The sequence below is a fragment of the Achromobacter sp. genome (assembly GCF_049647645.1).
Classification (GTDB): domain Bacteria; phylum Pseudomonadota; class Gammaproteobacteria; order Burkholderiales; family Burkholderiaceae_B; genus Achromobacter.
On sequence record NZ_JBARYB010000011.1, the window covers coordinates 1 to 20117 of the forward strand.

Annotated in this window: 21 protein-coding genes; 12 read left to right on the forward strand and 9 right to left on the reverse strand. The window is 62.5% G+C overall.

Annotated features, from left to right (window positions below):
* The 5 genes from parA to WBB14_RS00855 form a co-directional block, all read right to left on the reverse strand.
* Window positions 1-473 (reverse strand): ParA family partition ATPase (gene parA, locus WBB14_RS00835; protein ID WP_424238146.1); only part of this gene is annotated, 473 nt, incomplete at its 3' end.
* 253 nt (window positions 474-726) lie between these two features.
* Complete coding sequence (locus WBB14_RS00840) at window positions 727-1584, reverse strand: replication initiator protein A (protein ID WP_121494402.1); 858 nt, start codon at window positions 1582-1584, stop codon at window positions 727-729.
* A gap of 26 nt (window positions 1585-1610) precedes the next feature.
* Complete coding sequence (locus WBB14_RS00845; protein ID WP_003107109.1) at window positions 1611-1892, reverse strand: helix-turn-helix transcriptional regulator; 282 nt, start codon at window positions 1890-1892, stop codon at window positions 1611-1613.
* An 84-nt stretch (window positions 1893-1976) separates the two neighbouring features.
* Window positions 1977-2747, reverse strand: coding sequence for a DUF2285 domain-containing protein (locus WBB14_RS00850; RefSeq protein ID WP_021249534.1), 771 nt, complete (start codon window positions 2745-2747; stop codon window positions 1977-1979).
* A 308-nt stretch (window positions 2748-3055) separates the two neighbouring features.
* Window positions 3056-3406 carry a DUF2958 domain-containing protein gene (locus WBB14_RS00855; protein WP_031346926.1) on the reverse strand — a complete coding sequence of 117 codons (351 nt, stop codon included), beginning with the start codon at window positions 3404-3406 and terminating at the stop codon, window positions 3056-3058.
* Between the two features lie 240 nt (window positions 3407-3646).
* On the opposite strand from WBB14_RS00855, the gene WBB14_RS00860 reads away from it, so the two are divergent.
* On the forward strand, window positions 3647-3952 hold the full coding sequence (locus WBB14_RS00860; protein ID WP_023127565.1) for a helix-turn-helix domain-containing protein: 306 nt from the start codon (window positions 3647-3649) through the stop codon (window positions 3950-3952).
* Between the two features lie 63 nt (window positions 3953-4015).
* Here WBB14_RS00860 and WBB14_RS00865 read toward each other — a convergent pair whose 3' ends face one another.
* Entirely contained in the window at window positions 4016-4330 is a 315-nt protein-coding gene (locus WBB14_RS00865) for a DUF736 domain-containing protein (protein WP_021249531.1), read from the reverse strand.
* An 816-nt stretch (window positions 4331-5146) separates the two neighbouring features.
* On the opposite strand from WBB14_RS00865, the gene WBB14_RS00870 reads away from it, so the two are divergent.
* Complete coding sequence (locus WBB14_RS00870; protein ID WP_424238147.1) at window positions 5147-5665, forward strand: GNAT family N-acetyltransferase; 519 nt, start codon at window positions 5147-5149, stop codon at window positions 5663-5665.
* Window positions 5666-5859: 194 nt separating this feature from the next.
* On the opposite strand, the gene WBB14_RS00875 is transcribed toward WBB14_RS00870, so the two are convergent.
* The gene (locus tag WBB14_RS00875; RefSeq protein WP_424238148.1) at window positions 5860-7920 is read right to left on the reverse strand and encodes a ParB N-terminal domain-containing protein; all 2061 of its coding nucleotides are present in this window, start codon (window positions 7918-7920) and stop codon (window positions 5860-5862) included.
* 79 nt (window positions 7921-7999) lie between these two features.
* Complete coding sequence (locus WBB14_RS00880) at window positions 8000-8827, reverse strand: DUF932 domain-containing protein (RefSeq protein ID WP_424238149.1); 828 nt, start codon at window positions 8825-8827, stop codon at window positions 8000-8002.
* Between the two features lie 615 nt (window positions 8828-9442).
* Between WBB14_RS00880 and WBB14_RS00885 the strand changes: the two genes are divergently transcribed.
* The 10 genes from WBB14_RS00885 (at window position 9443) to WBB14_RS00930 (ending at window position 19261) form a co-directional block, all read left to right on the forward strand.
* A complete protein-coding gene (locus WBB14_RS00885) occupies window positions 9443-10252 on the forward strand; it encodes a hypothetical protein (protein WP_424238150.1) in 810 nt (269 codons plus the stop codon).
* Between the two features lie 250 nt (window positions 10253-10502).
* Entirely contained in the window at window positions 10503-10817 is a 315-nt protein-coding gene (locus WBB14_RS00890) for a hypothetical protein (RefSeq protein WP_021249525.1), read from the forward strand.
* Window positions 10814-11182 carry a helix-turn-helix domain-containing protein gene (locus WBB14_RS00895; RefSeq protein WP_021249524.1) on the forward strand — a complete coding sequence of 123 codons (369 nt, stop codon included), beginning with the start codon at window positions 10814-10816 and terminating at the stop codon, window positions 11180-11182. The genes WBB14_RS00890 and WBB14_RS00895 overlap by 4 nt, the downstream gene beginning before the upstream one ends.
* Entirely contained in the window at window positions 11179-12069 is an 891-nt protein-coding gene (locus tag WBB14_RS00900; RefSeq protein ID WP_021249523.1) for an ImmA/IrrE family metallo-endopeptidase, read from the forward strand. Before WBB14_RS00895 ends, WBB14_RS00900 begins: the two co-directional genes overlap by 4 nt.
* Window positions 12062-12907 (forward strand): thymidylate synthase, encoded by an 846-nt coding sequence (locus WBB14_RS00905; RefSeq protein WP_424238151.1) that lies wholly within the window; start codon window positions 12062-12064, stop codon window positions 12905-12907. The genes WBB14_RS00900 and WBB14_RS00905 overlap by 8 nt, the downstream gene beginning before the upstream one ends.
* A complete protein-coding gene (locus WBB14_RS00910; protein ID WP_424238152.1) occupies window positions 12904-14043 on the forward strand; it encodes a nucleotide kinase domain-containing protein in 1140 nt (379 codons plus the stop codon). The genes WBB14_RS00905 and WBB14_RS00910 overlap by 4 nt, the downstream gene beginning before the upstream one ends.
* Complete coding sequence (locus WBB14_RS00915) at window positions 14043-14963, forward strand: nucleoside triphosphate pyrophosphohydrolase family protein (RefSeq protein WP_424238153.1); 921 nt, start codon at window positions 14043-14045, stop codon at window positions 14961-14963. The genes WBB14_RS00910 and WBB14_RS00915 overlap by 1 nt, the downstream gene beginning before the upstream one ends.
* Window positions 14964-15000: 37 nt before the next feature.
* Window positions 15001-15414 (forward strand): holo-ACP synthase, encoded by a 414-nt coding sequence (gene acpS / locus WBB14_RS00920; RefSeq protein ID WP_424238154.1) that lies wholly within the window; start codon window positions 15001-15003, stop codon window positions 15412-15414.
* 24 nt (window positions 15415-15438) lie between these two features.
* The gene (locus tag WBB14_RS00925) at window positions 15439-17514 is read left to right on the forward strand and encodes an ATP-dependent nuclease (protein WP_424238155.1); all 2076 of its coding nucleotides are present in this window, start codon (window positions 15439-15441) and stop codon (window positions 17512-17514) included.
* Window positions 17507-19261, forward strand: a complete 1755-nt coding sequence (locus WBB14_RS00930; protein WP_424238156.1) for a UvrD-helicase domain-containing protein — start codon at window positions 17507-17509, stop codon at window positions 19259-19261. Before WBB14_RS00925 ends, WBB14_RS00930 begins: the two co-directional genes overlap by 8 nt.
* Window positions 19262-19412: 151 nt before the next feature.
* On the opposite strand, the gene WBB14_RS00935 is transcribed toward WBB14_RS00930, so the two are convergent.
* Window positions 19413-20117: a competence protein CoiA gene (locus WBB14_RS00935; protein WP_424238157.1), complete on the reverse strand. Its 705-nt coding sequence runs from the start codon at window positions 20115-20117 to the stop codon at window positions 19413-19415.

Here is a 20117-nt window from a genome sequence, read left to right on the forward strand (position 1 = left end):
GTCTGACGCGCTTCGCGCCCGATCACGGTGGTACTGACGCGCCGATTGATAACAAAGGCTGCGCGGAGCAGCGGCCGAAACACCTGCGCCTCGCGGATCAGCGCCACCATCTCGGCGCTGGCCCACAAGTCATAGGGGCTGGGCTGCACCGGGATCAGCACGCGCTCGGCCGCCAGCAGCGCGGAGCGCGCCAAGGCGGCAATCCTGGGCGGCCCGTCGATGACGACGTGATCGGCCCGCCTGGCGAGTTCTGGCGCCTCTTGGTGCAGCGTTTCGCGTGCGAGGCCCACGGCGCTGAACAGCCGTGGCAAGCCTTGCTGGCTTCTGCGCTGTGTCCAGTCCAGCGATGAACCCTGCGGGTCGGCGTCCAGCAGCACGACGTGCTGGCCGCGCATCGCCAGCTCGCCGGCGATGTGCGTGGCGAGCGTGGTCTTGCCCACGCCGCCTTTCTGGTTGAGCAGAGCGACGATCATGGCGCGGCCCTCCGTGTTGGAAAGCCGGGCTTTTGCTGCTGCGCTTGTGGCCGTGTGGTGGTTGTCCACCGCAGCGGCGTTTCTCTACTAAAAGTTAGAGAAATTAAGTTAGGGAAGTTAGAGGGTGCGCAAACCCAATGCTGGCGTGGGTTTGCGGACGATCGGCACGCCTGATAGCACGATAGTCCCACGCCCGATAGCACGATACCCCGCACGCCTGATAGCACGACACCATTCACAGGTTTTCCCGAAGTTATCCCCGTGCCGTCTGCGGCACGGGCCGGAACGTCAGCAGCTCCATGCCGTTGTCCGGCATCCGCTCGATGCCCAGGACGTAACCGGGCAGCGACTGCCGCGCGACGAGCGCGCGCAGATCGCAGGCGAAGTCGTAGGGCTTCGCGGTGCTGCCGGACTTCTGGTGCAGATAGCGAAAGTCGAACTGCCAGCCGTATGCCTGCTTGCCGCCGTGCTTGCGCACCAGGCGGTACAGCCACCGCTCGATGCCGCCGGTGAGCCGGAAATACGCCGGGTCGATGGTCAGCACCAGGGCGGCATCCAGCACGCCCGCATAGAACCAGTCCGGCAGGATCAACTCGATGCCCAGCGGCGTGCCGCTGGCGTCGGCCAGCTCCTTCCATTCGTTGATCCACGAGAAGCGATGCAGGCGCCTTCCCGTGGTTTCGCGGATGGACGTGGCCACCGTGGTCGATTGCAGGCGATCCAGCGCGGCCTTGAGGCGCTGGTAGTCGCGCAGCGACTTGCCGCGCCCGATGAAGCGCAGGATCTCGTAGGGCGTGGCGCGCATCAGCCGCGAAGGCCGCAGGCCCGCATCCTTCGCCTCCACGATCTGCGAGGCAGCCCATATCAGCACGTCCGCATCCCAAATCGTGGCGATGCCGTGCTCCTGCGTGCCTTCCACACGGATCGTCACGTTGCCCGCACGGAAGTCGATGGGCTTGACCCGCTTGGACTTGCCGAGCGAGAAGAACGGATAGGCCATCAGGTCCTGGCTGTCGCGCGGCGCCATGTCGCCGGGCAAGGCGCGGAACAGGTCGAGCTGTTCGCGCTCCTGCAACGGCCGCTGCCGGGACGGCAGCGCGGTACTGGACATGGCGATGGCCTGCCGCGCGCCGCCGATCAGCGCGCACGGCTATCGGCCGAGTGGTGCTCGGCGTATTCGGGATCGGAAGTCGTCTCGAAGCTGCGGTCGGCGGCCCAGGCATCGAGGTCGGCCACGGCGTACATGACGCGGCGGCCGAACTTGCGAAAGCGCGGGCCGCCGCCGATCACGCGCTGCTTTTCCAGCGTGCGCGGCGACAGCCGCAGGTACTCGGCGGCTTCGTCGTTGGTGAGATAGCGTTGGGGCTGCGCGGCAGCGGTCGAGACAGTGGCGGCAGGCCGCAAGGGAGCGGGACGCATGGTGTGAACCTCCATCGGTTGAAAACGCCGGCTGCACCAGCGCAACCGGGATGGAGGCAGTCTCAGAAAACGAAGCTCTCCTGCTCAGGGTCGTTTTTCTTGGTCTTCAAAACGACCCTTCTCAAGCGGCGGAAGCTGTGCTAGGTGGCGGTAGCCGCCGCGCATCAGCGCATCGCCGCGACGCACTAGGCGGCGCACCTTGGAGCGCAGCCCGCCATCGCTGTACCAATCGGCTGCGGCATCCACGCCGAACAGTCCTTCCGCGACTTCACGCAAGGACGCGCCCGCCAGGGTCGCGTCGAGCGCCTGCAAGCTGTGCAGTTCCAGCAGCGCGGTAGGTGTTGGCCTGGGTTTGGCATCGGCCAGAGCGGCGCCGGGCACCTGTCCGCGTGCAGGCGCGGCAGCGCCGCCGCGATAGGCATAGGCGACAGCCATGCCGTCCTCCAGGCCGGCCGCGAGCGCGAAGCGCAGGCAGTGGCCTGGGCTGCGCGCGATTAGCGCCAGCCCTTTGCCGTCATGCAGCAGTTGCTTGTGGCCGGGGATACGCCAGAACGCGAACGTCGCCGCGTCCAGCGGCGGATCGGCATCGGGGTAGAGCTGCACCACGGCGGCATGGCCGGGCAGCCAGGCCGGATGCGCGTCGCGCGCATCCAGGGCCGGGTCTTCCAGCAGGCGCAGGCCCCAGTGATGCGCCGCCTGCTGGGCTGCTTGTGGCCGACGATGACGGCGCAGCCAGTCGAGCCGGTAGTCGGGATGCCGGCGCAGGTATTCCCAGGCAAGCGCAAGGCCGTCCAGATGCAGCACGTACAGATACGCGGCAGTCGGATACCAAGGCTCGGCGCTGTGATCGACCATGACGCCTCCTCCTGCGAACAGGACTCGCCACCACGGAAGAACTACGCGCTACATCGCCATCGTCAAAAGGTTATGGGTCAAAAAGATGGATCGGGTTGTCAAGACCGATTGGCTCCGATGCGTTGCGGTATTCGTCTCAATGCTGCGGCGGCAGCGCCCCGAGTTGGAGTGCTGCACAGGCCAGCCTGCCGCAGCCCGCGCCAGCCATCATGTCTATTTGGATCAGACTGGTGGGGCTACGCTGCAAGAATGCCGATTGAGACCTGCCCGGCATGACATCAGACTGAAAAAGTCACAGTAGGCTGTGTTCAGTCCGGGATGGCGCCGTCACGCTCGGCCGCGCGGGTGTACTCCGACAGCGTGCGCGTGGGACGGAAATAGAGGTCGCGCATCACGGGCTGCTGGCGCGGCCCAACGATGCCGGCCAGCTCGGACAGCTTGACGGTGCCCTGTGCCGGCATCCCGATCCCCAGGTCGATGAGGCCCCAGGCCGTGTCGCCATCGGCCGGATCGAGTGCGGCCAGCAGCCAGGTCACGTGCGCGTCCGGGGTGAACAGCCGCACCACGGGCACCGGGTCGATGGCCCGGCCAGCGGCGCGGGCCTCGCCGTTGGCGAGCAATTGCGCGCGCTCCGGGGCGGTGGCGAATGGCTGGGGCATGGTCGGCAATCCCACAAATCCAATGATGCACGAATGCGGTTTCACGTCGAAGCGCAGAACCACGAAACCGGATTTGCGCCTTCGTGCGCAAGCACGGATGCGGTTCTATGGCTTTGCCGGAATCCGCCGATACGGATTTCCGTAGAGGCACAAAAACGGAGAGCACCAAATGAACACTATAGATTGTAGCCCTATAGGGCGCAATGGGATGTCATCTTGGTTTTTGAGAGGAAACCATAGGTGGCGGCTGGGAACTCATTGGCGAAGGCGTTGAAGACAGTCAGAAAGGCGCGTGGCTTGAGCCAGGAAGCCTTCTCTGACGTGTCCAGCCGCACCTATATGAGTACCCTCGAACGCGACCTGAAAAGCCCCACCTTGAACAAGCTGGCCGAGCTGTGCGAGGTGATGGAGATCCATCCGCTCACGCTGCTGACGCTGGCCTACGCGGGCGACAGCCCGCGCAAGGCCGACGAGCTGCTGGCGCAGGTGCGCCAAGAGCTGGAGGCGGTGTTGAGCGAACGCGACGCGGCGGAGCCGCGCGCGTGATGCGGTGATGTGCTGCTATTAGCAGCACAGCGCCCCGCCGCGATGGGCGGGGCGCTGCGGCGGTCACGCCGCTTGGGGCTTGCTGCGCGACCAGATCAGGTCGTGCGTGCCGTCCTCACCTTCGATCAGGCGGGCATAGACCGCTGCCGGGAACGAAGGGTCATCGAGGGTCACGGACAGGTACTCGCGCCCAGCCTCGCTGGTCTTCTTCCACGCCGCGCCGATGTCGTGGCTGGCGGCCTGGAGGCGGAAATCGGGGGCGTTCTCGCTGCTGCCCTTGTCGTTGGGAACCAGCTTGACCTTGACGTTGAGCGTCAGGGTGCGAAGCGTGCCGGTGAAGCCGTCTTTGTCGGTGGTGAAGGTGCCGATGTTGGCCATGATGTTTTCTCCTTTCGGTTGAACAAGGTTCGCGCCCATCGCGTCCTTGTTGTGATCCGGCCGGCGGGGGACGGGCTGGCTGCACCGCTTGCGGTCGCAACGCAGTGGAGAGCCGGGAGGCGAAAAGAATTTGGCCCGCGAGGAATGCGCGCAGCGCAGGGGAAATTGTTTTCGCCGGACGGTTGCAGCCATGAAGCCCGAGGCGCAGCCGCGCCACCGCCAGGATTCACAACGAGACAAGGACGCCTTGGGCCGGACCGCTCCGAAAGGAGATGGGGCCGGCTCGGCATCCCCGCACGAAGGCTTCTCCGGCTCGCCCACTGACGCGGGCCAGGTCAACCACCCGACGACAGGCGAGAACGCCCCCGCCGCACCTTGCGGCGCCGCTCTTGAGGCGTGGCGTGGAAGCTCCATAGCGATGCCGGGCGGGTTGTCCGTGAACCGTCCTTCGTGACGTGATGGGCAGGAACCGCCAGCGTTGAGGACGGCACGCACCTGCACAACCTGCCGCAGCGAGCGCCAGCGTGTTCGCCAGCGCCCCGCCCATCGCGGCGGAGCGCTGGCCGGGCCGATCCGGCGCAGCCGGTTCGGCGTCATCGAGGGGCGCCAAGCATCGCGCGGCGGGGATAGCCCGCAGGACTTTCCCCTGGAGGCAAGCGAAGCGCGCAGCGCCGCAGGCGCGAAGGCGTGAGGGATTGAAGCCGAATGGCCGTGACGGCAAAGGCGGCACGGGGCGCAGCCCGAAAGCCCGGCGGCGCAGTGCGCCGACACGCCCAGGCTGTTCTATATTTTCAGGAAGCAATCGAAGACAAGCCCATGACCCTCCAGCTCCGACACGAAACCCCGGACGACATTGCCGCCATCGAGGCCGTGACCATCGCCGCGTTCGCTGATGCACCACACACCAGCCACACCGAGCAATTCATCGTGCGCGCCTTGCGTGCCGCCAACGAACTGACGCTTTCCATCGTGGCCGAAGAACATGGGCGCGTCGTCGGTCACGTCGCGCTGTCGCCAGTAACGATCACCCATGAGCACGGGCGAAAGACCGAGGGCTGGTATGGGTTGGGGCCGATCTCCGTCCTGCTGCCAAGGCAGGGGCAAGGCATCGGTTCGCGCCTGATGGAACAGGCGCTGTCTGAACTGCGGGCTATGCAGGCCGCAGGCTGCGTGCTGCTGGGCGATCCAACGTACTACACGCGCTTTGGCTTCCAGGCCCATGCGGGCTTGCAACTGCCGGGCGTGCTGCCCGGCTATTTCATGGCGCTGGCCCTGCATGGGACAGTGCCGGGAGGCATCGCGCACTACAGCGATGCCTTCAACGCCGCCGCCTGAGCCAGCGCGAAGGCGGCGGCGTTTTAATTCGGCTATTGGGTCTTGAACACCGGGCGCGGCCACTGTCGCACCCGGATTTCGCGTCCACCGCGCCCAGGGCGCGGTGCTGATCGCGGTTATTCCTTCGTCTCGGTGCGCCACCACACAAAGCGAAGCGCCCCGGTCGAGGCCGGGGCGCTTGCCTTCAGCGCGGGTCAAGCGGCCAGCGCCTCGGCGGGTTCATCCGCCATTGCTTCGGCATCCTCCGGGGCTTCCTGCTCCGAGCTTTCCTCCTGCGCGGCATCCTGCGGGCTTGCGGCCTTGAAGATAGCGGGCATCCAGCCCGTGCCATCGGCCAGCCGCTCGGCCTCGCTGGCAATGTCGGCCTTCTTGAGTTTCGCCAGCCGGGTGACGGATTCCGGTGCAAACGCGCCCACGGCATCCAGAATCACAGCCTTGGAAACGTGCTTGAAGTAGCCTTCTGCGGTCGGCTTCCACCATGCGGCCATGTCGAGGCCCACGGCCTGCGCCAGTTCCTCGCCGGGCTGGTGCGGCGTGGCACGGGGCGTCACCACGTCCACCGTGGAAGCCACGCACACGGCCAGCAGCCGCACCAGTTCGTCTTGCGACTTCGCCAGCAGCGCGGCGAACAGTTCGGCGCTGTCCTCCGGCAAGGCTTCGCCGGCTACCTGTTGCAGTTCGCGCAGCGCCACGGCGGCAGGCGATTCCGGCCAGTCCGGGGCCATGCCTTCCAGCCGGTCTTGCGCCGTGAGGCGCACGCCCAGCGGCAGGTCGTGGCCGTAGTGGCTGTCCTGCAAGACGGTCTGCACCATGCCATGCACCAGCGCGGCGAGCGCGACGTGCGGATGCCGGGCGACTTCGATTTGCAGCGCGGCGGTGCGGTGGGCGCTCAACCGCTGCGCCAGCCGGTCGGACAGGCTCGCGGCCTTGGGCTGCTCGGCGTCCTCGCCTTCGTCGTCGTTCCCGGCTTCGCCTTCTGCGCTGCCGAAACCCTGCCGCAAGCGCTCCAGCGTGCGCAGCGCCTTGGCTTCGGCTTCGCGCAGCAGCCCGCGATGAATCACGGCTTCTCCCTCACGGTCGAGCGTGACGATGGCACCGGCCACGGCGCGCACGTCCGGGGCGTAGCCCTGCAAGGCTTCCTCTACGGCTTGCAGTTCCCCGGCGACCTGTTCACGGCGCGGTTCCAGCGCTTCGGTCTTGTCCTCGTCCTCGGCGTCGTAGGCTTCTTCCAGTTCGGCGTCGATCTTGTCGAGGCGGCTTTGCAGCGAGGCAATGCGGCGGGCTTCGCGGGCGGTCGGTTCGCGGCGCTGGCGCGGCGCGTTCTGGAATGCCTGCCGCTCGGCGTAGCTCATGTGCGGCACGGCTTCCACCCACGCCCAACCCTCGGCGCGCACGTTCCCGGCCAGCGCATCCAGCTTGCCGCGCACCAGCGTTTCCAGCAGCGCTGCGTCGGTCAGGTAGGTTCCGGCATCGCCTTCCGCGAACAGGTCGCGGCGGATGCCGCCGCCCGCCGCCGTGTAGGCGTCCAGCCCAGCGAAGCGCACCAGCGGATGCGTGGCGTCATTTTCGCGTTCGGTCAGGCGTTCGCGCAGCGCGGATGCGCCACGCTGCCATTCGGGCGCTCCGTAGAACGCGGCTTCCTGCGCGGCGTGGTCGTCGGTGATGGTCAGGGCCATCAACTGTTCCAGCGTCACCGCGCCCGGATTGCCGCTGCGGTAGTCGGCCAGCAGACGCGACGAGACGTTGGCCAGCTTCAAGCGGCGCTGCACTACCAGCGGGGACACGCCGAAGTCGGCGGCAATGTCTTCGATGGGGCGGCCTTCCTTGACCAGCGCGGCGAACGCCTCGAACTGGTCGGCGGGGTGCATCTGTTCGCGCAGCAGGTTTTCGGCAAGGCTCACGGTGCGGGCCGAGGCATCGGGCACCAGCAGGCACGGCACTTCGTAGTCGGCGACGATGCGCTTCTTCTTCGCCAGCAGCTTCAACGCGGTCAGGCGGCGGTCGCCGGCCACCACTTCGTATTGCTCGCCATCGGCGGCGAGGATGACGACGAGGTTTTGCAGCAGGCCGATGCGAGCAATGCTCGCGGCCAGTTCAGGGATGGACAGGCGCGGGGTCTTGCGTGCGTTGCGCTTGGAGCGGCGCGGCAGCAACTGCGAGAGCGGAACCAAAATCAGGTTCTTGGTCGGGTCGGCCACTTCCAGCGGCGCGGCGGCTTCGATGGCGCGGGTTTCGGTTTGGGTAACGGCGTTCATGGTGATAACTCCTTGCGGTTAGGGATGCAGCAGCGAGAGAAGCGGCAAGGGCTGCTGCCTGCCCCTGCCGCGTGGGGGTTCAGGCCTTCAACTGGCGCAGGCCATCCGCCAGCAGCCAAAGCGCACGATTGAGGCGGATGTTTTGGTCGATGCCCTGCACCGGGCGGGTTTGCTGGCGGCGTCCGTTGGCGCTGCGCCCGCGCAGGCCGCCTTGTGTCAGGTTCTCTTGCGTGCGGTTGAACACGCTCCACAGGTCCGGGCAGCGGTCGTCGTGGCGGCGCGGCATCAGGATTTGCGATTCCGTGATGGGCGCGGGCTTGTCGGGGTCGTCGTACTTGAGGGCCAGCGCGGCACGGGCGAACACTTCGGATTCGCCATCGTTCAAGGTGAGGGCGCGCATGGCATCGCGGGATTCCTTCACCCGGTCGAAGCCGCTCAACACTTTGTAAGCGCCTTCGATGACGTGTCCGGCCACGTCGCCTTTGTGGGGCACGCGCACATCGGCCACCGTGTCGCCGCAGACAAGGCCATTGCTGCACACAAACCGGAACATCCCGGCCAGCATCTGATAGCTGCTCGTGCCGTCATGGGAGTTCAACAGCACGATTTCATTGGCTTCCGCGCCGTTGATCTGGCTGGCATGGCGCAGGCGCAGCATGTGTTTGGTGTAGTCGCGGCGGTCGTCATGGCGCACGCGGGTCTGCGCTGCCATGAAGGGTTCAAACCCTTCCTTGCGCAGTTCTGCCAGCACGGCGGCGGTGGGGATGTAGGCGTACCGTTCGGAACGGCTTTCGTGAGGGGCGTCCGCGAAGATGGACGGGGCTACGCGGCGGATTTGGTCGTCGGACAGTGGGTAGTCGCTGCGCAGCGTCGGGGAATGGGAAGCGAAACGGGATGCGAGTTGCATGGTCTTTCTCCTGACAAAGTGGCTGTTGAAGAAACCGCACACCGGATTCCTAGATTCGGAGCCCAGCCTTTCGGCTGTTCGGTGCGGTCGGCACGAAGAACCCGGTTGGCCTCGTTGCCACCGTCTTTCCTGAGTTCATCGCCCGCGACGGAAGGGAGCTCGTGGACGGGGGCCGTCAAGGAGGCAAGCGCAGGGTTGGTGCGGCCCGCAGGCGCAGCCGAGGACACGGCCCTGCGCGCCTTGACGGCACACGGCCGCGGGCTACAGTCGCGAGCAAGGTGATGGAGTCAGGAAAGATGGCTGGACAGGCAACGGCCATCCCTTTGTGCCGACCGCATGCAAGCGAAGCGCGCAGGCCCGAAGCTGGAAGCCGGGCCGAAGGCGTCAGCCGAGCGGAGCGAGGGAACGATGGAAGCCCGCCAGGGGCGAGACTCGCGCAGCGAGGCTCGATGCGCAGCACGACAGCGCGACCGGCCGTGCTTCTTGGCCGGGGACGCCCAGACCTGAATTGGCATTCGGGTACCTGAGCACCTGTTCGATGGCGGACTCCGGGGTACCGACAGAACTGGCTTGGTCAAATACGCTGCCAGGCATCGTCACCATCAAAGACAGGCCATGAGCGCACCCCAATCCGATAACCCGAAGCAGATCTGCGAAAACATCCTCATCGAGGGGAAGCGCTACAACATCGAGCACCGCATCCTGCCCAGCGAGAACGCTGTTGCCAACCGGCTCCTCGCTCGTGGCATTGAGCTGACCGAGGCCTACGACGAACTGCACGGCAAGCTCCACGCGCATCCACACGCGCTGCAGGTCTTTCTAGGGCTTGTCCTCAGCACCGCCGCGTTCTGGAGCCCAGAGAAGATCGCGCAGGCGCGTGCCGCACGCGGCGCTCTCGGCAACGTCAACCAGCAGATTGCGAGGAGGGCGGCAGAACTGGCCGACCTGCTGCAGCAGCGCTCCGATCTGCACAACACCTCCGGCTTCAGCACCGACACCCACTACCACGTGTGCGACGTGATCGAGGCGGCGGCCAAGAGCAATTACCTTTTCACGTCGTATGTCCAGGAGCGCCTCGATGCCCTTCACGGTCAGTTCGATCTGAAGTACTGGCCATCGCTGAGCGACTTCCTGCAAGAGCTGGCCTCCGATGCCGAGGACGCAGTCATGGAAGCCACAGACCCCTTGACCGCCGCCGCTACCATGGCGTCGCGTCCGTCCCGCGCCGATTTCATCAAGGCGCTGCTCGCAGCCATTGACGAGAACAGGGGGCGCAACCACGGCCAACTGCCCAACGATTTCAAAGCCACCGATAACACTCTCGCTTCCTTCGCGAGCTGCGCGCTGGACTTGGGCGTCGAAGACCTGGTCGATGGCCCTTACGTGAAGCGGCTCCGTCAGCGTGAACGCGATGGAGCCAAGTAGCTACCGCCCAACGTTCTGGAAATCGGTTTAGGGCCGATCGGCGCGATTTGAGCGGCAGGCAGCAGCGCCACGCAACGCCTCAAGGGGTGCGTGCCGCGCCCATCTCCTCAAGCCAAGCGTAGCGCAGGCGGCACAGGGGCGGAGTCGGATACCTGCGACCGTCGCCACGCATCCACGTTGCCGCTTGCAGCAATTCCAGTGCGGTGGTAAGATATTCTTACCGGCCGTAATGGCGTGCATGGAGGTTCAAATGGATGCTGCTCTGGTTCAGACGACACTGGTGGAAGTGCTGCAGAACATACAAGCCACGAGTGAGCTTGAGTGCCCACCGCTTGGCGGCGCGACGAAGCCTATTGAGGAACTGCCGAAGTTCGACAGCAAGATATGGCCCGTCGCCATTGGCATGCTGGGCGCGAAGCTCGGAATCAGCATCGCCAATGATGTGAACATCTTCCGGCAGGACGATTCCAGCATTGCGCTGACGATTGACGAGATCGTGGCAAAGGTCGTAGCCCTGGTAGAAGCCCAGGCGGTCGTTGAACCTAAGCAGGCGAGCGCGCAATGACAGACAGCCCGGACACGCATCGTTCGGCGCTCGCCGAACGTCTGCGAGAGGCCAGAAAAGCCGCAGGCCTGTCGCAAGGCCAGGTGGCCAAGGTGCTGCAGATGCATCGGCCGACGGTTTCTGAGATCGAGGCCGGCAATCGCCGTGTTTCTGCAGAAGAACTGACGAGATTTGCGGAGACCTACGATGTCACCGTTTCATGGCTGCTCGGAGAAACAGCCGATCAGCTCGAGATGAACGACCCGCGACTCCAGCTTGCCGCACGCGAACTGAGCAAGCTGAAGCCGGACGATTTGGATCGACTGCTGCGGCTGCTGGCGTCGATGCGCAGCTCGGATGCCGAAGAGGGAGGGGTGAGTAAATGAGCGCTCAGCTCTCGGTTACGTCGGCCCCCGGCCGAAAAGCCCTGGTGATGCAAGGCATGCAGGCTTCAATCGCGGCGCGCGTCAAGGCGGGCGTGGATCTCAAGAGTCCCACCTGCATTTATGGCTTGTGCGAGGCGCACAACGTCGCAGTGCGCTTCAACGATATCAATATGGAGGGCATGTACGACCGGACGCCGAAGCCGCGCATTCATGTTTCTGTACTCAGGCCTTTGGCGAGACGAACTTTCACGTGCGCGCATGAATTGGGGCATCACGTTTTTGGGCACGGCTCGACCATCGACGAGCTGCGGGAAGATCAGGCCAGCAGCGCCGATCGCCCTCCGAACGAAATTCTGGCTGACGCTTTCGCGGCTTTTGTTTTAATGCCCACGCTTGGCCTACGGGAGGCCTTCGCGAAGCGGGGCTTGGACCCGAACCGCGCAACAGCCCTCGATATGTACGCCATCGCCTGCAACTTCGGAGTAGGGCAGGCGACTCTGGTGAATCACCTCGCCTACGGTATCAACATGATCAACCAGGTGCAGCGTGATCGCCTTGGACGGATTACGCCAAAGATGATCCGCACGGAACTGCTAGGCGAGGTCACTTCCATGCCGCTCACAGTCGCGGATCAGCACTGGAATTCCCCGACCCTCGACATCGAGCAGGACGGGCTGCTGCTCCTCCCAGCAGGTGTGGTTGTGGATGCCTCCATGCTCGTGCCTGAGCGTGAGCTGGCAGCAGGACGACTTTTTCGTGCTGCCAAGTGTGGAATCACGCGAGTGGTCATGCCTGGTACCCAGTGGGCGACCTATGTTCGTATCGCCCGGCGTCAATACGTTGGATTGGCTCGATTCCGTCACCTTGAGGAAACTGCAGATGACTAAGCTTCCCCATTCGATTGGCCCGCTCCTCGTCGACGAGCCAGACATTTCGCGAGCTTGGGCCAAGGCCGTGCTCCACGTTATTGATCACGCTGGCCCCGAGATATCGCCGCTTATCCTGAGCGTGACCGGCTTCGATGAACGTGGTGTAGTGCAGGAAACACCGGCCATCCGCTCGACACTTGACACGTTGTTGGCGGCCAAACGTATGCGCAGCGTTGACGATGTGGCTTTCACGATCTTTCCGCAGCGCTTGTGGCAGGTAGCTCAGGGCGATCGCGCTGCGCTGTTCCGATACTACAAGGATGCATTCCCGCGCTATCAGGCGATGAACGCGCGAGACAACCGGCGCGGTCTCTACTTCGAGCGAATGACAGGGTACGGCCGCGGGCCCTGCGATGGCAATCAGCTCGAATGGATCCTGTCTCAGTTTGAAGGACGGGAGGGTGTAAGGCGGTCGATGTTCCAGGCGAGCGTATTCGATCCAGCCCGAGATCATGTCGCCGATGCTCAACTCCAGTTTCCCTGCCTCCAGCATGTCAGTTTCGAGCCCACCAAGCAGGGTCTTGTCATCAACGCTTTCTACGCAACGCAGCAGCTGTTCGTGAAGGCATATGGCAACTACCTCGGCATTGCCCAGCTGGGGGCCTTCATGGCCCATGAAATGAAAACCAAGCTTCTAAGAATGAATGTTGTTGTCGGCGTCGCGAAGTTCGAGCGCATTTCCAAGTCCGATGCCGATCTGCAGCCGTTGATCACGGCGGCACGCGCAAGTTTAGCTCTGCAGCCGGTGGCGGTGAATGCAGAGGTGCCCGCGCCAGTTGTCGAGACTGCAGCGTGAGGGTTGGCATCAGCAAGAGGTACCAGCCTTCGGAAAGTGATTCCATCACCGTGCCTGCGCCGACCGTCAGTCCATCGCACTTGCTGCCGGTCAAAGTGACGCCGGTATTCGACAGCTACTGGCGGTTCGCTGTGGAGCGACAGAACGTGTTCTGCCAAAGGTTGAAGGGGAAGTCGGCGCCGTGGACTACCGATCCCGTGATCTCTGTTCACAAGTTTACGAACGCATATCGTGCTTCGGATCGTGTCAGCCAGTACTTGATCAGGCATGTGATCTACCGCGACGATCTTCCAAAGTCACCGTCCGAGGTGCTGTTCCGTACTTTGCTCTTCAAATTGTTCAATAAGATCGAGACTTGGAAGTTGCTTGAGCACACCTTCGGTGAGGTCACCTTCAAGAACTACAAGTTCGAGCACTATGACAAGGTTCTGAGTCAGGCCATGAGGGCAGGGGGGCGGATCTACTCGGCCGCCTACATCATGCCACCCGGCGGCTCTGCCTTCGGGCATACGGCCAAGCATCAGAACCACTTACGCTTGCTAGAGCGAATGATGGCTGATGACCTTGCAGGCCAGATGGCACAGTTGAAGAAGATGCAGACTGCGTTCGAATTGCTCAGAAGCTACCCAACGATTGGGGACTTCCTGGCATACCAGTTCGTGACTGACATCAACTACAGCGAAGTCACAGACTTCTCCGAAATGGATTTCGTCATCCCAGGTCCAGGTGCACGCGATGGCCTGAGAAAGTGTTTCGCCGACAGCGCGGGTCTCAACGAAGCGGAACTGATCCGATTGATGGCCGACAACCAGGAGCGTGAGTTCGAGCGGCTAGGGATCACGTTCCAATCCCTTTGGGGACGTCGGCTGCAATTGATCGATTGCCAAAACCTCTTTTGTGAGGTCGACAAGTACGCGCGGGTCGCTCACCCAGACGTGGCCGGAATCTCCGGGCGCACGCGCATCAAGCAAAAGTTTTCTCCCACCGGACCTTTGGACCTGCCTTGGTATCCACCCAAATGGGGTATCAATTCAAAAATCGAGGCAGATCTTTCAGGCCGCGTCAGCCAGATGCGGGATGAGAAAGCCGCGAACAGGTCAACTGCCCAGTCAACCTTGGACTTAGGAAACTCGTGATGAACTTGAACACCTACCAGCGGGAAGCACAGAAAACCGATCGCGTGCCGTCGCGACGGAAAAGCGGCGATGCAGGAAACGATCTCATGGTTCCTTTGCTCGGGCTGGCGGGTGAGACGGGCGAACTGCTTAGTGAGTACAAGAAGCACCTTCGAGACGGCGATTCTCACCTCCTGTTCAGGGAGCGAGTGTCGGAAGAGTTGGGCGACTTGCTTTGGTATGTCGGAAACGTCGCTGCAAAGTTCGATCTAAAACTTGAGGATATTGCGCAGGCAAATCTGAAGAAGACCAGGGACCGCTGGGGGCCGCAGGATACGGGGTCCATCGCTTTCGATGCCGAGTTCGAAGAGCACGAGCGGTTGCCTCGACGTTTTGAAGTTGAACTCAGCGAGGTCGTCGTTGACGGGCGCAAGAAGATTCGAATGCGCGTCAACGGCAAGAAGATTGGTGACGACCTGACCGATAACGCTGATGACCCTGATGGCTATCGGTTTCACGACGTGTTCCATCTCGGTTATGTCGCCGTACTTGGCTGGTCGCCGGTTATTCGAAAACTCTTGAAGAGGAAGCGCAAGAGCACCCCTCAAGTGGACGAGGTGCAAGACGGTGGCCGAGCCCAGGTTTTGGACGAGGGCGTCGCGGCGCTGGTTTTTGACTATGCGAAGGAACACCGGTGGCTCGAAGGTGTCGGTGATTTGGACTACAAGTTGCTGCGTACGATCAAAGGTGTGACATCGCTACTCGAAGTGCGAGAAAGGTCGCTTGGGGAGTGGCAGCGCGCGATCTTGGTCGGATTTGAGGTCTGGCGCCAAGTTCTGAGTGCTGGCGGCGGAAAGCTACTTGTCGATCAGGATGCTAAGAGTCTGACTTTTCTCGGACCACCCGATAGCGCTCGACGGAAAGCTCCACGCAAGTCCTAACGGTTATTGGAGTCTGACAACAACAGGAGGCCGTAGCATGACTGACAAACATCAGCCCTTGAAGCCCGGGAACGTTGTAGCCCACGGCTTGGATGTTGTCGACATGGCGGATTTCACCCGCCTGATGAACGAACAGGCGGACGACTTCTTGGATCGGTACTTCACACGTGGGGAACTGACCACTGCGGATGAAGGAGGCAACAGGATCGAGAGGCTTGCCTCGCGATTCGCCATCAAGGAGGCTGTGTTGAAAGCGCTTGGTACAGGCTGGGGTGACGGCATTGCGTTTACGGATGTCGAGGTGGTGTCTCAGCGGACAGGCGCACCAACTGTCGTGTTGCACCGCCGATTGGTGGCGATCGCGGACGAACAGGGGATCGTTCGCTGGTTGGTTAGTGCGAGCCACACAACCACGGTTGCGATGGCGAGCGTCATTGCGCTGGCTTCGTAAACAGGGAATGGGAAGCAAAACCAAATGCGTATCAAGCATGTAGAAATCGAAAATTTCCGGCTTTTGCGGAAGGTCGCGATCGGACTGGAAGAGCGGACGACGCTGATCGTCGGCCGCAACAACAGCGGCAAGACCTCAATAGCCGAGCTGTTCCGTCGTCTCCTTTCCGAACGAACTCTGACGTTCAGGTTGGAGGATTTCTCCCTCGGCTGTCATGAAGGCTTTTGGGCGGCCTTCGATGCGTTCCGGGCCGGCGCAGATGTTCCCGATGTGCTCGGACATCTCCCATCGATCACAATCACGCTTGACATTTCCTATGATGTAGACGCACCCGATCTAGGGCCGCTCAGCGACTGCATCATCGATCTCAATCCAGACTGTGCAGAGGCGCGGCTGGTTCTCACTTTTGGTCCGCGAACGACGGCAGCCGAAACGCTGTTCGCCGGGATCGTCACGGGAGGCGAAGATGTGGCCGCCGACCGTAGCACTTTGTTTCGCGCGCTCGGGAGCAGGTTGCCGGCAGCCTATGCGTCGTCACTTGAGGCGGTCGATCCCAACGATCCAACCAATCGCAAGGCTCTGGAGCCGAAGACGCTTACCGCACTGGTCCACGGGGGCTTCATCAACGCACAACGGGGACTGGACGATGACACCCACCGCGAGCGCGATGTGCTTGGCAAAGTCGTCGAAGTGCTCTTTCAGTCGGCATTGACAGATCCGCTTGACCCGGAAAAACGCACCACCGCCGAACAGTTAAAAGTGGCGGTGGAGCAGATCCAGGGTGACCTGCATGCCGGCTTCAATGCGAAGCTGACTTCCCTACTGCCCACGTTCGATCTATTCGGCTATCCGGGGCTAGCCGACCCCGGCTTGGTTACCGAAACCAGCTTCGATGTAGATAAGCTACTCAACGACCACACCAAGGTTCGCTATTTAGGCGTGAATGGCGTCACATTGCCCGAGACTTACAACGGCCTCGGGGTGCGCAACCTCGTTTATATGCTCCTACAGCTACTGCGCTTTTTTCGCGAGTATCAGGCAACACCGTCGGCTGCCGGAGTTCATCTAGTTTTCATTGAGGAGCCGGAGGCCCATCTGCATCCCCAAATGCAGGAGGTCTTCATCCGCCAGCTCGACCAGATCACAAGTGCGTTCGTGGCACAGCTCAACGAGAACCGCCCCTGGCCGGTGCAGTTCGTTGTGACCACCCATTCACCGCACATGGCGAACGAAGCGCGTTTCGAATCTATGCGCTATTTCCTGTCAGTTCCGGACGGCGAAAGCCTGCGCCGGTCGGTCATTAAAGACCTGCGGCTTGGAATGGGCGACGCGCCTGTGCCCGATCGGGAGTTCTTGCACCAGTATCTGACCCTGACTCGGTGCGATCTGTTCTTCGCCGACAAGGCCGTCCTCATCGAGGGTACCTCTGAGCGGCTCCTGCTTCCGGCCATGATTCGCAAGACTGACGCCGCGGCTGCCGGTGAGCCACAGCTGGCGAGCCAGTATCTAACAGTGATGGAGGTCGGAGGCGCTTACGCGCACCGGTTTTTCGATCTTCTGACCTTCCTCGAATTGCGCACACTGATCATCACCGACATCGACGCCGTGAAATCCAACCAGAACGGGAAGCGCGTGGCCGTGCCCGTCGCGGAGGGCGAATTTACGAGCAACGGCTGCATCAAGGCTTGGTTCGAGAATGATGTTTCGCCAGCCGCATTGTTGGCAAAGACGGCAGTTCAAAAGATGGTCGGTCTTCGCCGGCTCGCCTACCAGATCCCCGAGGCAGACGGCGGGCCGTGCGCGCGTAGCTTTGAAGATGCATTCATTCTTGCAAACCCCGACCGCTTTCCACTTGGTGACGGGGATGCCGCCGAACTCGCCTATGAGCACGCCGCTGAGCAGAAAAAGTCGACGTTCGCTTTGGAGCATGCAATCGAGCAAACGGACTGGAACGTGCCCCGCTACATTTCGGAGGGCTTGCGCTGGTTGGCCCATGGCAACCTTGTCGCCCTGGAGCCACCACCCGCTGTCGCTATCGAGATCGTTGCCGAAGTGGCCGGTGTCGCCGTGAATGTCGTAGAGGCTGGCGAGAATGGCTGATGGCGTCGAAAGTCCCGCCGACGCCGCCGGTCGCGTCGCGCTTGAACGGATGTTCGCATGCCTCGACGAAGCGAGAAGCTTTCGTTTGGAGGCGGGCGCCGGTGCGGGCAAAACCTATTCTCTCGACAAGGCGCTTCGTCGATTGATTGACCATCGCGGCTCGGAGCTTCTTCGCCAGCGTCAGCAGGTTGGCTGCATCACATACACGAACGTCGCCAAGGACGAGATACTTTCGCGTATCGGGGCGCATCCGGCGGTGCGATCAGAGACCGTCCATGGCTTTTGCTGGTCAATCCTGCAGGATTTTCAGACGACGCTCCGTGCCCTTGTGCCTGGATTGCCCGGGTGGGCGGAGAGGTTGGAGCCAACTGGTGGTATCGGCGCTCGACGCGTGCACTATGAGCTTGGCTTTCCCAGCGTGGGGGATGAGCAAGTCACCATCCGCCACGAGGATGTGTTGGCGCTGATGATTCAGGTCATGGCATTTCCCAAGTTCCGGGCGGTGCTAACGGCACGTTATCCAGTGCTGCTGATCGACGAGTACCAGGACACAGACGCAGCGTTTGTTGACGCACTTAAGGCCTGGTTCCTCGATCGCGGCGAAGGGCCACTGATTGGACTGTTCGGTGATCATTGGCAGAAAATCTACGGCGACGGATGCGGCTCAGTTGAGCATGACGCGCTTGAGGTAATCGACAAGAACGCCAACTTCCGTTCGGTGGCCCCGATCGTGCAGATGCTGAATCGTATGCGCCCCGATCTGCCGCAGATGGTGAGCGACCCTGACGCGCCAGGCGAAGCGCGCGTCTTCCACACCAATGACTGGCCCGGAGTCAGACGCACCGGACAGGGCGGTGGCCACTGGACAGGCGACACCAGTGCCGACGCGGCCAGAGCCTATTTCGGTCACATCAAAAGACGGCTCGGCGGCGAGGGCTGGGATTTCTCAGTCGGGAAGACCAAGATACTGATGCTCAGCCACAGCGTGCTGGCTCGCGAACAGGGATACGCGAGTATTCCGCCGATTTATGGTCAGTTCAATGAGCCCTGGCTGAAGAAGGATGATCCCCATATCAAGTTTCTGACGGACCAGCTCGAACCGGCTTGTGCGGCGTTCGAAGCGCGGCGTTACGGCGAGATGTTCGAGAGCTTCGGCGCGGGCATGCCGCGCATTCGCAAGCATGTGGACAAGGTCGCATGGGCTGACACCATGGAGACGTTGATCGCGCTACGACTTTCTGGATCGATTGGTGAGGTGATCGACTTTCTTGCTGCGCAGCCACACATGCGGCTTCCCGAGGCGGTGGAAGAACGCGAAAGAAGGCTGGCGGAAACAGGGCCTGAACCTGTGGAGGGAGAGTCACGGCGTGTCACCCAACTGCGCAAGCTGCGGGCTGTCTCTTACTCCGAGGTCATAGCGCTAGACCAATTCATTGATGGCCATACGCCGTTTGCAACGAAACATGGTGTGAAGGGTGCCGAGTTTGAGAATGTGCTCGTGGTCGTCGGCAGAGGCTGGAACAAGTACGATTTTGCCCAGATGCTCGCATGGAGCGAGGCCGGCCCACCGGCCGACAAGTTGGAGTTCTACGAAAACAATCGAAATCTCTTCTACGTGGCTTGCTCTCGGCCGAAGGTTCGCCTAGCGCTGCTCTTCACACAGCTTCTTAGCCCAGATGCCATGACCAGGCTGACGACTTGGTTCGGTGCCGAAAACGTCATCGCGCTGCCCGCGCAACCTGATTAGGGCTGGGCATGATCGCGATACCACGATAGCGCGGTGAGGATGCCGAAGTTGGCGTCGTGCTGCGAGCAGGCGAGGGTAACGCGGTTGTTTGGATATCTCTCTCCTCCTAGCCAAAGCGATATGTGCGTCCCGGTTCAAAGCGGACGAGGCGTTAGGAAGGGGCACCATCCTCCCAGCGGACGGCCCGCAGAAAGTCATCCCGACTGAGGGCACAGAGAGCGAACTCGCCACGCCGCAGGGGCGCTCCCAGGCGAGCGGCCACCCCAGGGCTGGCAAGGTAGAAGATGTAAGGGCCAGCATTGAAGAAGACGTGGGCGGTAGCGCGCTTCCACTTCTCGATGAATTGCTTATTCGGGCCCATCCAGCGCATGACGGTGAACTCCTTGCCGTCGAGGTTGGTGACGCGCGAACTGAAATCGAGCGACATGCTGAAATAGGTCCCCAGAAACGAGCTTTCGCTGTGGATGTGGATCAACCAGAACATCCGATGCCCGCGCCGATAGAAGGCCTCTCGCGCGCTTCGCTCGTCCTCGCTGATTGAGGAGTGCTGCAGCTCGAGCACGGTCGCGCGCGGGCTGCCGCTGCCGACCAAGACGTCGGCGCGGTGCAGCTCTCCCGTCGCCGGGTCGCGCAGAGCGATCTGTCGACAGGACATGTCGAAGAATTCTTTCCAGCCGAGGTGCCAGGGTCCCTCCGACTCGCTCCAGGGATCGCAGTCGCCTGCCTTGTGCCGCCAGTGGGGCGTGTTCTCGACAGGAATGACGGCGGTGAGCAGTCCACCGCAGTCGCGGCAGGTCGTCCGTTCTCCCTTCGCGGAGGGTGCGCGCTTCTGGTCACCGACCCAGGCATAGAGCAT

Excerpts from the sequence above, each read along its gene's own strand:
- WBB14_RS00840 (WP_121494402.1), bottom strand. The coding sequence starts at position 1,584 with ATGTCCAGTACCGCGCTGCCGTCCCGGCAGCGGCCGTTGCAGGAGCGC.
- WBB14_RS00845 (WP_003107109.1), bottom strand. The coding sequence starts at position 1,892 with ATGCGTCCCGCTCCCTTGCGGCCTGCCGCCACTGTCTCGACCGCTGCC.
- WBB14_RS00850 (WP_021249534.1), bottom strand. The coding sequence starts at position 2,747 with ATGGTCGATCACAGCGCCGAGCCTTGGTATCCGACTGCCGCGTATCTG.
- WBB14_RS00855 (WP_031346926.1), bottom strand. The coding sequence starts at position 3,406 with ATGCCCCAGCCATTCGCCACCGCCCCGGAGCGCGCGCAATTGCTCGCC.
- WBB14_RS00865 (WP_021249531.1), bottom strand. The coding sequence starts at position 4,330 with ATGGCCAACATCGGCACCTTCACCACCGACAAAGACGGCTTCACCGGC.
- WBB14_RS00870 (WP_424238147.1), top strand. The coding sequence starts at position 5,147 with ATGACCCTCCAGCTCCGACACGAAACCCCGGACGACATTGCCGCCATC.
- WBB14_RS00875 (WP_424238148.1), bottom strand. The coding sequence starts at position 7,920 with ATGAACGCCGTTACCCAAACCGAAACCCGCGCCATCGAAGCCGCCGCG.
- WBB14_RS00880 (WP_424238149.1), bottom strand. The coding sequence starts at position 8,827 with ATGCAACTCGCATCCCGTTTCGCTTCCCATTCCCCGACGCTGCGCAGC.
- WBB14_RS00885 (WP_424238150.1), top strand. The coding sequence starts at position 9,443 with ATGAGCGCACCCCAATCCGATAACCCGAAGCAGATCTGCGAAAACATC.
- WBB14_RS00890 (WP_021249525.1), top strand. The coding sequence starts at position 10,503 with ATGGATGCTGCTCTGGTTCAGACGACACTGGTGGAAGTGCTGCAGAAC.
- WBB14_RS00895 (WP_021249524.1), top strand. The coding sequence starts at position 10,814 with ATGACAGACAGCCCGGACACGCATCGTTCGGCGCTCGCCGAACGTCTG.
- WBB14_RS00900 (WP_021249523.1), top strand. The coding sequence starts at position 11,179 with ATGAGCGCTCAGCTCTCGGTTACGTCGGCCCCCGGCCGAAAAGCCCTG.
- WBB14_RS00905 (WP_424238151.1), top strand. The coding sequence starts at position 12,062 with ATGACTAAGCTTCCCCATTCGATTGGCCCGCTCCTCGTCGACGAGCCA.
- WBB14_RS00915 (WP_424238153.1), top strand. The coding sequence starts at position 14,043 with ATGAACTTGAACACCTACCAGCGGGAAGCACAGAAAACCGATCGCGTG.
- acpS (WP_424238154.1), top strand. The coding sequence starts at position 15,001 with ATGACTGACAAACATCAGCCCTTGAAGCCCGGGAACGTTGTAGCCCAC.
- WBB14_RS00925 (WP_424238155.1), top strand. The coding sequence starts at position 15,439 with ATGCGTATCAAGCATGTAGAAATCGAAAATTTCCGGCTTTTGCGGAAG.
- WBB14_RS00930 (WP_424238156.1), top strand. The coding sequence starts at position 17,507 with ATGGCTGATGGCGTCGAAAGTCCCGCCGACGCCGCCGGTCGCGTCGCG.
- WBB14_RS00935 (WP_424238157.1), bottom strand. The coding sequence starts at position 20,117 with ATGCTCTATGCCTGGGTCGGTGACCAGAAGCGCGCACCCTCCGCGAAG.